Source organism: Acinetobacter sp. UBA6526, from assembly GCF_002434875.1.
Classification (GTDB): domain Bacteria; phylum Pseudomonadota; class Gammaproteobacteria; order Pseudomonadales; family Moraxellaceae; genus Acinetobacter; species Acinetobacter venetianus.
In genome coordinates, this window is record NZ_DJLC01000016.1 from 1 (window position 1) to 12,511 (window position 12,511).

Consider the following 12,511-nt stretch of genomic DNA (forward strand, 5'->3'; position numbering starts at 1 on the left):
TCCTGGACCACGTGATAGGTTGTGTTGAACACGGTATCCTTCAAAGTGGCGAATTGTTCCGTCGTCCATAACAATTGGTACATCGACGATCAATGTACGCTTTGGACTTTTTAAAGTATTAACAAAATTGCCTAGATCAGCATCTAAATATGGTGTCACTCGATCAATTTGAGTGAGATATGTTTGCCAAGCACCATTATTTTGAGCCGCATATGATAAAGACATCATCTATTCCTTAATTAATCAATTGTCCCTGTTTCTTATAGATTCCCTTTTCAGGGCTGCTATCTACCCCGCCATCCATAGGTACATTTCGCATCATTTACTTGAATTAAAATGTTTGGGGCTTTGTATGGACACTATTATTAAGAATCAAAATGATTCACAAAATTCTTTATTATGATTAAAATGAATTAATTTTTATCAATTTGCTAATAGTAAGTATCAAAATGAACAATGTTGATCATATAATATTAGGATTACTCAAAGACAATGCACGGATGTCAATAACAGACTTGGCAGCAAAAGCTAAAGTGTCTCGAGCGACTGTCCAAAAGCGAATTGAGTACATGGAATCTACTGGAATTATCACAGGTTATACGGTACGTTTTCGTCCAAACGCTGAGAAAAATATTATCCGCGCATGGATGAATATCATGGTTGAAGGCACAAAAGCTCAGGCCGTAATCCGCCAGCTCCGTCTTGAAACAGCGGTTGAGCGACTTCATACAACGAATGGTAAGTGGGATATTTTGGTCGAGTTACAGTCTGATAGTTTAGAAAATTTCGACAAGGCTCTTGAACGCATCCGCAATATTTCAGGGATTTATAATAGTGAAACCAGCATTTTACTTTCGACTTATAAAACTTAAAAAATTCATGTGATTTAATTGTTATGATTAAATTCCTCAGAGTTTTTGAGTTTTCTTTGAGGAATTTTATTTAACGTTCAAACTAAATTCGCCCAACTTCAAAGTATGGAATTAAATGTTGATCAAAATTAGGGCGAGGATCTCCTTCAAAACTAATAAATCCGTGCATTCCTGTTAAACGTTCACCTTTATAAAATTGGTTCAGTTGATGACGTGGATCTTTATGCGATAACGTGAAGCTAATTACTCCTACACCTAAAGCCTTAGATTTTTGATGTGCATCTTTCAGCATTTGATGATGTAAATGAAGTTTGTCGGGGTTACATAGCAAAGTATGTAAAACATGATATTTCAGAGAATCTCCTAGTTTTGGTAATGGCATCATCTTGGTCATTCGCGTAGATAAGTTATAAATCGGTCTAAAAAAACCGATCAGTGAACTGTAGTGCAAAATCTTGGTTTGCTTGACTGAGTGTTGATCCCATAAACCAAACATTCCAACTAATTTATCATTTTGAAAATAGAGTTGAAAATCTGACAATTTGATTCCTGAAAAATAGGTATGATTTTCTGCTAACTCATTGAAATTGTATGCTGGAATAAAATTATAGTAAGCTGACATTTCTGCAATAAAATTATTCATTTGCTGAATATGTTCGACTTGCGCAGTGCATGAGTGAAGTTGATTTGAAGCTTGTTCTCGGTTGTTCTTATTTATAAATGAAGTGACATTTTTTATGTTGCCTAAATCCGTCAATGTCAGCGTTTCAATTAATCCTTCATCATAATAATCTGGCATACCTGTTTTTGAGGTTTGCATGGCAGCGCGTGCTGCATGATTATCATCGAAAATAATCATTTGGCTGTAATTAGGTTCAAACATTGTTTGTCTAACGTGCGCCCCTAATTTTTTTACGAGTGATTTGCCACGATAGTTAGGATCAACACGTAAATCACTGGCATAACGAAGGTTACTTATTTTTTGATTTACAAAACAAGGGCGATAACCATTGCTATAACAAGCCACTTTTTCCGATGTGGTGGTATCTTCGATCACAACATGCAATTTATTGCGGTACAAAATGTCAGATGCTTTAAAGTAACTGGGTTCACGCTGGAAACTAATTTGCACGCCTTTGGTGGTCATTGGAACTGCGATTAATGCACGCAATGCTGCATCATCAGCATGTGTGGCTTCTCTAGTAACAAGGTTACTCTCAATCTTTTCCACTGAATTATTATTGTTCATTTTTAATTTACCTGTTGGTTTGCACTTGGTACGAGATCATTCAATCGTCCCATTTGATCTAATAGCTGATAAACAAACACAATTTCATCTTGTTCATTGACTGTTTTTTGTGTTTGAACATCCAATAGCTTTTGTTCAGTGTTCAATAGATCAAAAGTAGTTTTTGTACCTAAATCGAATTCTTTACGGGTATATACAAATGCAATCGAAGCCGCATCAATCGCATTTTGAAGCGCATCTTTATTTTGACGGATTGTTTGTAGTTGAGCGAAAGTTGTACGTGTACGTTGATTTAAATCCAATTCAAGGGTTTTAATTTTTTGCTCGGCAAGGTCTATATCTGCTCGCGCTTTTTTGATGTTTGCCCGATTCAGACCATCATCATATAGCGGAACATTCAGTTGTACGCCAACCATATAGTTATTACTTTCTGAACCGATATAACTTGCTTCATGTTGTGTACCTGCACGACTGGTAAGCATCACCGTTGGCCACAGCTCTCGTTTTGTAAGCGCAAATTGCTTTTCAGCTGCCTGTTTTTCATATTTTGCTTGCATTAAAGCGGGATGAGTTTTTGTTTTCGTCAAAATTTCATCTAAATTATTCGAAATTTGAGGTAAATGTGAGATAGGTACTAATTGCTCAGCACTAAGTCCAGTGACTTGATAAAACTGTGCTTCGCTAATGGTCAAATTTGACTGAGCTTGAGTGACATCAGCCTGCCCTTGTGCAACTTGAGCCAAAACTTGCGCCAAATCTGCACGTGTAATCATGCCTACGTCAAAACGTCGTTGTGATTCGTACAACGAACGCTGTAAGTTAGACATGGTTTTCTTTCTAAGTTCTAAAATTGCTTTTTTCTTTAGAACATCGGTATATACCATCACAGTATTTAAAATGGTTTCTGATCGTTGATCGGATAGACCTTGGGAACGTGCAGAAAGCTGGTTTTTCGCAACATCGATTCCTAAACGATGTCGACCAGAAGTATAAACAGGATAGTCTAATTGCAACTGTAGACTTCTCCCTTTTCGATTACCCTCTGTTGGAAAGAACACATCGGAAGGCGTCTCTATCTTTTCGTAATCAAGTTGCCCTACTAAATTTACTTTCAGACCATCACGTTGCTTCGCTTGCTCAAGTGTTGCAGCAGACTGACCAACATTTAAGCGACCTAACTCCAATTGACTTTCATGCCTTAAACTCGCAGATAAAGCATCATCTAGCGTCATCGCATGAATGGGAAAGCAAATACTGAAAGCACCTAAACATAGAAAAGACTGATATTTTAAAACAAGCTTTCTGAACACATTGATCCCTTTTTTCATAGCTGTTCCAAACTATTCAAACTGACTTTCTTTAAAGGTTCTGGCTTTATGTTTCCTTCAATAATGCCATCAAACATGACTAGTTTTTTATAAGCATTCCAACCGTTATTTGCTTGTCTAATCTGAGGCTGATCAAGCTGTCCAAGGTTACGCGCGAGTTCATAATGAAAGTTTTTCCGTAACAACTCATCGATATATGAACTATCAATTGAGTGGTGAATGTCTCCTTCAAATAGCACACAATAAAAAGGTTTAACTTGTTGTTCTGTATCAATTGCCAGTAAAGAAATTGCTTTAGATTCTGTCTGGTTAAGTTGAGATAACAGCTGTTGCGCAGTTTCAGGCGCTAATTTTTCACCAACGAGGTCTACGCCAAAACGACGGCCTTGGAACTCAAAACACGGAATTTGCTCTAAGAAATCTGTTACACGTAGACAATCATCTAAGCAGTAACGAAGTAAACCATTGCCTGAGGTAATGATAGGACTAACAACATCTCCTTTTTTCAGCTTCCATGAAGGAATGATTTGCCCCTGTTTTTCACCTTCGAGATATTCAAACTCATAGAAATGACTTTGATAAGCAAGTGGATAGTGTTGATCATAAGGAATTGTTACCACACCTTCAGTTGCCCATAAGCCCTTACCTTCAAACTGAACATGCGGCAAACGTTGTTGCAATTTATTGGCCCATGCTTTTGATCCAGCCGTATCCCAGCTAGAAACCAAACTTAATTTTGGCCAAAGCTTTTTGAAATCAATCTCATGTCCATTTGAACTGTTGATGAGACAATCTGCACTTTTTGGACAATGTGGTGCATCGACTTGCTTAAGAGAAAGCTGTCTTGTTCCCCATGTTCCTCGTTGTAATACTTCGGCAACTTCCTGTTGCATCGTTTCTAAACGGTCTAGTAATTGCAAAGCGAAGGTTGGACTCCAAACTGAAATCATGGCTAGATTACGGTTGGCAACTAAATAACAAATAGTTGCAAACAGCGCATCATCTGCATTTGCTGCAAAGGCGATATTGCTAGGAACAGCTTGTGTAAATTTAGATAAAACACGTTTGCCTATGCCCAATAACGCACTATCATCATTTAGATTTTTATCTTTCAGTACTTCCCTTTGACTCTCAGGTAACCATGAGACTGACCAATAATGCGTTCCAGACTGTAGCTCAGGGCATTTGCGATACAGACTTGCTAGCCAAGGTGCGATGGCATGATCAAGTTCATCTAAAAACTGCTTGGTGTATGGAATAAATTTGATTTGCTCGCTTGAGCCGCTGGTTGGCTGAAAGCGTACAAGTTTGCTACTGGAAAGTGCTAGTTTCTGATCACGATACAAATTGATTTCTTCTCTCCAAGCCGCATAACGCGTTGATGGAAAGGCTTGTACAAATTGCTCATAGTCTTGAACACCTTTACTGTTTGCTAAGCTTGATGTTGCTAAAATTGCACTTAGAATTTCTCTTTGAGTTGCTTCCAAAGCAGAAAAACGCTTTTTGAATTTTCGATCAGAACTATCACACCATTGCTTCAAAATAATATGTGATCCAGATGTTAGCCAGTCGACATATTTCATTGTAAGACTCCTTGGCGATGTGCTTGTTGATTAACAATCGCTTCGTACTTACCTTTACTCACTGGTTTTCTCATCAACTTCACTGGAAAACGAGCAAGATCTTTCCAGCCTAATCGTCCGATACAAGGGAGTTCTGTTCCTGTTACCCATGTTGGATTCTTTTGTTCAAAGAAATGAATATTAGGATTTTTGACGCGCATTTCTTCAGTGATCGGAGCAACCTCTCCTTTCAATGGCTGGTAGTCATCACCAAAGTTCAATAAGCCAATTTCTTTGTCGTAATATTCTCCAAAGAAGTTCTCACAGTAATGTTCGATCACGGTAGATAAATGCTGGTTTTCATCTTTGATATTTGGGTAATAAACGTAGTAGTTATTTGCCAATAACAAATAGGTTTTATAGCCCTTAGAAATAAGTAACCAATACAACTCATTAAATGGATATTTCACTCGAAGCTTAATCATCAGTTTTAGCATTGAACTTTGTAGTTTACGCGTTCCCCAATATGCTTTTAGAATGACAGTGTCACCACTAAATAAGACGGTATAGTCTTTTCCATTTAAATAAAAATGTTGTACAGCAACAGTAGAAAAACCAACGATTTCATCTGTTTCTGAGTTGAAAATTAAAATTGCTCCGCTTTTCTTTTTAAAATCATCCGCAAAAATTGAAAACTTTGTATTCTCATAATATTGCTCATAAATAGAATACATTGCTTTCAATCGATCAATATCGATTTGCTCCTTTTCAATATACTGACCATAAGTTGTTTCCTTACTATTGAATATTGAAATTAGCTTGTACGTTTTATTAATCATGACTCTAACCTCTAATTTTAGACATGAGTTAGCCTCTATCTCATATGAAATATTTAAAACTCATATAACCGTTATTTTTATAAAGGCAGTATTTGTATAATTACGCCTTTTTGATTTTTCATTTTTTGAAAATTACCCTCTAACTAAACGCTACATATCCATCTTTTTCCCCCTATCCATAAAGAATGTTAAGAATGCAGTAACGAACATAATGATTGAGAGCATGCGCAATAAATCATTAAAACTGGACGTTAATGCTTGATAATGAATATCTCGATAAATAATGCTGAGTGCGATCTGTTGAGCATTGGCCCCAATTTCTTGATACTGCGCTGTGAGCTGATCTAATCGTTCGATGAAAAGCCAATTCTGTGGTGTCATGTATTGATTTAATTGAGTCACGTGCAGAGCGGTTAACCAATCGAGTGATGAGTTAATCAGAGCTAATCCCACTGCACCGCCGATATTTCGCATGAGGTTATAAATACCGCTGGCATCCGCTACTTTACTCAGTGGTAAGGTGCTCATTGCAAGATGGGAGACAACGATCAAACAGATCATGAGTCCAATACCACGATAAATTTGTGGCCAAAACATAAAGTCATAATCGCTATGAATACTTAGGTGTGAGTTCAGCCAAACGCCAAATCCCGCTAGAATCATGCCGACAAAAACTGTTTTTCGGGTATCAAAATTTGGAATAAGCCAAGCCAAAAATGGTGCAAAACAGAACATCACAACACCAGTCACCATCATAATGTGACCGATTTGACTACTATTCATTTCACGGACTTGTCCAAGGAAAACAGGGATCATATAACCCAATCCGTACAGTGCCATGCCGATCACAAAGGTGGTGATAGAACTCAAGGTAAAGTTTTTGTTTTTAAATACACTTAAATCGAGTAATGGCTTGGGTTGCGTAAAACTTCGAGAAAAGAAGATCAAACCACCAACAACGCAGATGATGAACGCATTTCTTACGCCTGAATCAGCAAACCAATCATGTCGCGCACCTTCATCAAGGAAATACTCTAAACCGCCTAAGAACATCGCCATGCCAATTAAGCTCAGCCAGTCCATTGTTCTAATCAGTGAGTAATTCGCACGATCAATACTTGGCCCTGAATATATGATGGTTGCAATGATGATTCCTGGCACGATGTTGATCAAAAACATCCAGTGCCATGAAAAATTATTGGTAAGCCATCCCCCGATCGTTGGCCCAATCGCAGGTCCAAGAGTACTGATCATCCCAAATAACACCAAAGGCAAAGAGCGTTTAGCTTCAGGAAATAAAATATAAAGCGCGGTCATCGATGTTGGAATCATACCGCCCCCCATAAAACCTTGAATGGCACGAAAGACCAATAAGCTTTCTAAATTCCATGCCAACGCACAAAGTAATGAGCTGATGGTAAATCCGATCGCACACAAGGTGTAATAAACCCGTGTAGATAAGACGCGACATACAATACTAGACATTGGAATAGCAATAATTTCAGCGACCAAATAGACCGTTTGTACCCACGTCACTTCATAGCGACTTGCACTCATTCCTGCTTGAACTTCATTCAAAGAACTGGCAACAATTTGGATATCTAAAATCGCCATGAAGTTGCCAAAGATCATTGCGATGAAGATGACCCAAGCTGTTTTTGGTGCAAACTTCCACTCACCGTCAAAATGCTTATCCATTATTTTCTACCTAGAATTTTTATTATTAGGTTTTTAAATCGACGGTTGCATTAACCGACATTCCAGGTTTTATAAGATCGATATGTGGACTTGAATCTATGGCAATTCGGACAGGGATTCGCTGGACAACTTTATTGAAGTTTCCTGTTGCATTATCAGGTGGCATCATTGAAAACGTTGCACCTGATGCTGGTGAAAAACTCTCAATTTTGCCTGTGTATGTGAGGCTTGGATAAGCATCAATTTTTAATTTAACTTTCTGACCAATATGCATTTTTTCAATCTGAGTTTCTTTGAAGTTCGCTTCTACATACAAACTCCCCTCAGGAATGATTGCCATTAGACGTGTTTGAGGTGAAACTCGTGATCCTTTCTGAATTGCAAGACTGCCTACTTTTCCAGATACAGGACTGATTACTTTAGAGGAATCTAAATCGATACGATAAAGATCTAACGTGGCATTTGCGCTTTGAATATCTGCTAATAACTGTGCTCTACCTGCCTGCAAACTTCCTAACTGAGCTTCAGCAGAATTTACAGTTGCTTGAGCTTTGGTTAGTTGTGCTTGAGCTGATAAGTATTGAGACTGAATATTGTCAAAATTCTGTCGTGTAATCACACCATCTTTAAGTAAATCTTGGTAACGAGCATAATCTTTCTTTAAGCGAGATAAGTCTGCTTGTGCAGCAATAACACCACTATTCGCTTCGCTAATTGTTGATTTAGCAGACCTTTCATTTTGTTGTTGAACATCAAGCGCTGCTTTTTTTAAGGTCACAACAGATTGTGCTTGATCATAACGAGCTTGATAATCACGATGGTCAAGTATCGCTAAGGCTTCACCTTTTTTTACCACTTGGTTGTCTTGAATGATTAAATCAACAACTTCACCTGAGATCTTAGGCATCACCCAAGTGACATCAGCCTGAACATAAGCATTATCAGTAGATTGGTAAAATCTGTATACGAAGAAATAATACAAAATACCAATCAAGAGAAATAATAACAGTGCAGCAAACACAGCCCACGTTATTTTCTTTCGACCTTGGAAATCAGTATCAGTTTCAAGCTGAGCCACGTTATCCATATTTTTTCCGCTTAATTGTAATGCACAGTTTTTTGTTTTGACCTAATAAGAGTTAGGCTTTTATTTCACATAACTTTTCATCTTGTTTTATATGAATAAAAAGTTACAAAGTAATAATTGGCGTGGATTATCATTCCAGTTGAAATAAGTTGTCATTGACCATTTTTTTAACTTAGCTTTATTTTGTGTCAATTAAATTTCAATCATAAAAATAATTTAAAATAATTATATAACGCGTACTTTTTAATAAACTTGTCATTACTAGATAATGTGCGGAAAACATAAATACTTATTAAAGTTAAAATTTTCTGAACAATGCATACATTTTTATTAGAAAATCTTTGTGTATTTTATTACATGTATGTTTTTATTTTGTAAAATATTTGTAATAAATAATACTATTTAAATAAGCTTTAAATCAACTTTTTAATATGCATATAATTAGTTTTTTCGGATGAAATATATTCACTTATTTAATGAAAGCTGCTCATCTTATAATAAGGTTTATTGAGAATTACGACAAAATACAGTTCTGTAAATAGACTAATATTATTTATTCATAATCTATATTTTGTCGAAGTGATGAGTTATATATCGATACGATAGAAGATTTTTGCATTGTCTCTAAAAATTTCTTGCAGTGCCTGTATGCCATAAGGCTGAAGCATTTGAGTATATGCGCTGATTAGATCGCCTAGTGATGGTTTTTTACCTGAAACTTATTTTATAAACTGGAATGCAACGGGTTTCTTTAAAAAGGATGAAAAATCATATCATTTTATCTATGGATATAATTTTAAAGATTATATTCCGGGCTTCAATGCAGCAGTCAAATATGTATATGGAGATAGCTTCAAAACAGCCGATGGTAAAGAAAATAATGAAAGTGAATCTAACATTATTTTAAATTATGCTTTTCAACAACCCTTTCTTAAAGGTTTAGCATTACAATATATTCGTATTGATTACAATGTAGAGCACGGTAATGATTTTGGTGAAGATCGTCTATTTGTGAACTATACAAAGCGGTTCTAATCTCAGAAAAATGTTTAATTATGGGTGCTAATGCACCCATATCCTTATGATTAAAAACAAAATTTCTTTGGTAGGTTTTTGGTAGGTAGGAAATTTTTTAAAGCACTCCATACTAAGTCCAAGGTGCTAGACCACCTGTATAACAAATTATGGAATATGGAAGAAGGAATCACTCCATGGCTTTTAAAAATATTGCAGATCAAACAAACGGTTTTTATATCCCTTGCGTTTCACTTTTTGGCCCCGGCTGTGCTAAAGAGATTGGCATAAAAGCGCAGAACCTTGGTGCAAAGAAAGCACTAATCGTAACAGACGAAGGTCTATTCAAATTTGGCGTAGCAGATACGATTTCAGCATACTTAAAAGATGCTGGTGTAGATAGCCATGTTTTCCCAGGTGCTGAACCCAACCCAACTGATATTAATGTTCACAACGGTGTTAAAGCCTATAACGACAATGGATGTGATTTTATCGTTTCATTAGGTGGCGGTTCATCACACGATTGTGCGAAAGGGATTGGTCTTGTAACTGCTGGCGGCGGACATATTCGTGACTATGAAGGTATCGACAAAAGTACTGTTCCGATGACTCCACTGATTGCTGTAAACACAACTGCTGGTACAGCATCAGAAATGACGCGTTTCTGCATTATTACCAATACTGATACTCACGTAAAAATGGCAATTGTAGATTGGCGCTGTACGCCTTTGATCGCCATCGATGATCCAAAACTTATGGTTGCAAAACCAGCTGGTTTAACCGCTGCAACAGGTATGGATGCATTAACACATGCTGTTGAAGCTTATGTATCAACTGCGGCAAACCCAATTACCGATGCATGCGCTGAAAAAGCAATTACGATGATCAGTCAATGGTTACGTCCTGCTGTCGCCAATGGTGAGAATATTGAAGCTCGTGATGCAATGAGCTATGCACAATATCTTGCTGGTATGGCATTCAACAATGCGTCATTGGGTTATGTTCATGCGATGGCACATCAATTAGGTGGCTTCTACAATCTTCCACATGGTGTATGTAATGCCGTTTTATTACCTCATGTATGTGAATTTAACTTAATTGCTTGCCAAGATCGTTACGCTAAAATTGCTGAGTTGATGGGCGTTAATGTTGAAGGATTCACTGAAACTGAAGCTGCTTTTGCCGCGATTGATGCTATCCGTGAATTATCTTCATCAATTGGAATTCCATCTGGTTTAACTGAGTTAGGTGTTAAGACTGAAGATCTTGCAATCATGTCTGAAAATGCTCAGAAAGATGCATGTATGTTGACTAACCCTCGTAAAGCAACATATGCTCAAGTGGTAGAAATTTTCAAAGCTGCGTTATAACAGTTCCTCTCAAAAGTAAGCCAAAACTCCGAGAAATTGGCTTACTTTTTTGTGGGAATATTAAAAAGGTTATATTCCCACTTTTTTTATTTATAAAAATTATGATCTTAAGAATTATTGTTTAAAATTTAATAACTAATCAACTTCATCATTTTTCAGATTTCATTTCAAGTAATCAGCTTTCACATATCAAATTTTCCCGAACTGATTCTAGTAAATATCTTTAAATTTATTCAGAGATAAATGTGCTGGATGGTCTTCTGGCAATAGTTCCATCAAACGTTCTACAGCATCAATTGCTTCTGGGAAATGTGCAACATGCTTCAGTAAAAGATCAGTTTCTTTGGTCTTAAAAATCGCATCACTTAAACGAGACTCCAAACAATCTCGCCATGCGCATAAAAATGGGCTTTCAGTTTTTGAAAGGAAAACACCTTTATACAATTGCAAAGCAGAAGCTACATAGCCTGAGTCAAGTGCTTGTTCTGCCGATAAAAAATCTGCTTCAACATCTGCCAATAATCGATATGGTCGAGAACCTAACATTCCCCCTAAAATATCTCTTAATTGCGACATTTCAGCTTTTAAAGTGCCAATACTCACCTTGCGTTCGCCATATAAAGCTTGATGAAGATTCTCAAGATTCAATCCGTTTGGGCATAATGCAAGGATGACCAAAATTTCGACTTGACGTGGGGTTAAAACTAATGATTTTTGATTAAAAATAATTTGTGGCGTAGCGAACGCACGAATATATAAACGTTGACGCTGTTGCTCAATCAAAGCCGTTTGAATAATTGATGCACAACGCTCAGCGGCTAACATGCCCAAAGTGTTATGCTTTTTCCAAGTCGTAGATAAATCAACTACACCAAGCACTTGTTTGGAATATGGATCAATGATCGGCGCTGCATAACATACCCAATCATGCACAGATTCCATGTAATGTTCATTGGAAAATACACAGCTAGATTGTTGTGTTTTCAGTGACAATGCCAATGCATTTGTTCCCACAACATCTTCAGCCCATTGTCCGCCAGCAATGAAATGGACTTTTTCAGCTGCGCTTTGCATTTGCGAACTCGAAGCTGTCCAAATAATTGTACTTCCAACATCACCAACTGCAATCACCATTGAAGATTGATCAGCAATATGGCTCAGTTCATTTGAGCAACTTTCTAAAGCCAGATCTAAACTGGTTTTATTTTTACTATTTTGATTCAACAAAGGTGCGGCTAAACGCTCTTTAGGAATAGCAGACGAAGCTGATCTCTGCCATGAACTAGCAATACTTTGTCCAAGTTTTTCAGCATTTTGCGGCGATAAACTATTTTGTCGTTTTAGCTGATCTACCGACTTACGTTGTTGTAGCAGGTCTTGTTTTGTAAACATTTGTGTATCCCTCACTCATGACCCTGATTTCCAACCTTTCTCCAACCTTCTCATTTATATCCTAATGAAATAGCGTACAAAAGTACCTTATACCAAAGCT

The 12,511-nt window shown here is 37.0% G+C and carries 10 protein-coding genes and 1 pseudogene; 3 read left to right on the top strand and 8 right to left on the bottom strand.

Annotation, left to right across the window (positions count from 1 at the left end; all coding sequences use genetic code 11):
• Positions 1-225: Glu/Leu/Phe/Val dehydrogenase dimerization domain-containing protein (locus B4237_RS01160; protein WP_286940880.1), on the bottom strand; the 225-nt coding region annotated here is incomplete at its 3' end.
• A gap of 224 nt (positions 226-449) precedes the next feature.
• Between B4237_RS01160 and B4237_RS01165 the strand changes: the two genes are divergently transcribed.
• On the top strand, positions 450-872 hold the full coding sequence (locus B4237_RS01165) for an Lrp/AsnC family transcriptional regulator (protein WP_061391903.1): 423 nt from the start codon (positions 450-452) through the stop codon (positions 870-872).
• Positions 873-954: 82 nt separating this feature from the next.
• Here the strand turns inward: B4237_RS01165 and B4237_RS01170 are convergent, their stop codons facing one another.
• From B4237_RS01170 to B4237_RS01195, 6 genes are all read right to left on the bottom strand, one after another.
• The gene (locus tag B4237_RS01170) at positions 955-2,121 is read right to left on the bottom strand and encodes a hypothetical protein (protein WP_278595206.1); all 1,167 of its coding nucleotides are present in this window, start codon (positions 2,119-2,121) and stop codon (positions 955-957) included.
• Between the two features lie 2 nt (positions 2,122-2,123).
• On the bottom strand, positions 2,124-3,449 hold the full coding sequence (locus B4237_RS01175; RefSeq protein WP_278595205.1) for a TolC family protein: 1,326 nt from the start codon (positions 3,447-3,449) through the stop codon (positions 2,124-2,126).
• Positions 3,446-5,032: a GH3 family domain-containing protein gene (locus B4237_RS01180; RefSeq protein ID WP_278595204.1), complete on the bottom strand. Its 1,587-nt coding sequence runs from the start codon at positions 5,030-5,032 to the stop codon at positions 3,446-3,448. The genes B4237_RS01175 and B4237_RS01180 overlap by 4 nt, the downstream gene beginning before the upstream one ends.
• Complete coding sequence (locus tag B4237_RS01185; protein WP_278595203.1) at positions 5,029-5,850, bottom strand: hypothetical protein; 822 nt, start codon at positions 5,848-5,850, stop codon at positions 5,029-5,031. The genes B4237_RS01180 and B4237_RS01185 overlap by 4 nt, the downstream gene beginning before the upstream one ends.
• A 150-nt stretch (positions 5,851-6,000) precedes the next feature.
• On the bottom strand, positions 6,001-7,548 hold the full coding sequence (locus B4237_RS01190; RefSeq protein ID WP_023013318.1) for a DHA2 family efflux MFS transporter permease subunit: 1,548 nt from the start codon (positions 7,546-7,548) through the stop codon (positions 6,001-6,003).
• A 25-nt stretch (positions 7,549-7,573) separates the two neighbouring features.
• Positions 7,574-8,635: an HlyD family secretion protein gene (locus B4237_RS01195; protein ID WP_004879642.1), complete on the bottom strand. Its 1,062-nt coding sequence runs from the start codon at positions 8,633-8,635 to the stop codon at positions 7,574-7,576.
• Between the two features lie 699 nt (positions 8,636-9,334).
• Between B4237_RS01195 and B4237_RS01205 the strand changes: the two are divergent.
• Positions 9,335-9,670, top strand: a pseudogene (locus tag B4237_RS01205) (OprD family outer membrane porin); the annotation flags it as partial.
• A 176-nt stretch (positions 9,671-9,846) separates the two neighbouring features.
• Positions 9,847-11,019, top strand: coding sequence for an iron-dependent methanol dehydrogenase (gene mdh, locus B4237_RS01210; RefSeq protein ID WP_278595202.1), 1,173 nt, complete (start codon positions 9,847-9,849; stop codon positions 11,017-11,019).
• Positions 11,020-11,229: 210 nt separating this feature from the next.
• On the opposite strand, the gene B4237_RS01215 is transcribed toward mdh, so the two are convergent.
• The gene (locus tag B4237_RS01215) at positions 11,230-12,411 is read right to left on the bottom strand and encodes a transcriptional regulator (protein ID WP_130134985.1); all 1,182 of its coding nucleotides are present in this window, start codon (positions 12,409-12,411) and stop codon (positions 11,230-11,232) included.
• Between the last annotated feature and the right edge of the window lie 100 nt (positions 12,412-12,511).

Excerpts from the sequence above, each read along its gene's own strand:
- B4237_RS01195 (WP_004879642.1), bottom strand. The coding sequence starts at position 8,635 with ATGGATAACGTGGCTCAGCTTGAAACTGATACTGATTTCCAAGGTCGA.
- B4237_RS01185 (WP_278595203.1), bottom strand. The coding sequence starts at position 5,850 with ATGATTAATAAAACGTACAAGCTAATTTCAATATTCAATAGTAAGGAA.
- B4237_RS01180 (WP_278595204.1), bottom strand. The coding sequence starts at position 5,032 with ATGAAATATGTCGACTGGCTAACATCTGGATCACATATTATTTTGAAG.
- B4237_RS01215 (WP_130134985.1), bottom strand. The coding sequence starts at position 12,411 with ATGTTTACAAAACAAGACCTGCTACAACAACGTAAGTCGGTAGATCAG.
- B4237_RS01165 (WP_061391903.1), top strand. The coding sequence starts at position 450 with ATGAACAATGTTGATCATATAATATTAGGATTACTCAAAGACAATGCA.
- B4237_RS01170 (WP_278595206.1), bottom strand. The coding sequence starts at position 2,121 with ATGAACAATAATAATTCAGTGGAAAAGATTGAGAGTAACCTTGTTACT.
- mdh (WP_278595202.1), top strand. The coding sequence starts at position 9,847 with ATGGCTTTTAAAAATATTGCAGATCAAACAAACGGTTTTTATATCCCT.
- B4237_RS01190 (WP_023013318.1), bottom strand. The coding sequence starts at position 7,548 with ATGGATAAGCATTTTGACGGTGAGTGGAAGTTTGCACCAAAAACAGCT.
- B4237_RS01175 (WP_278595205.1), bottom strand. The coding sequence starts at position 3,449 with ATGAAAAAAGGGATCAATGTGTTCAGAAAGCTTGTTTTAAAATATCAG.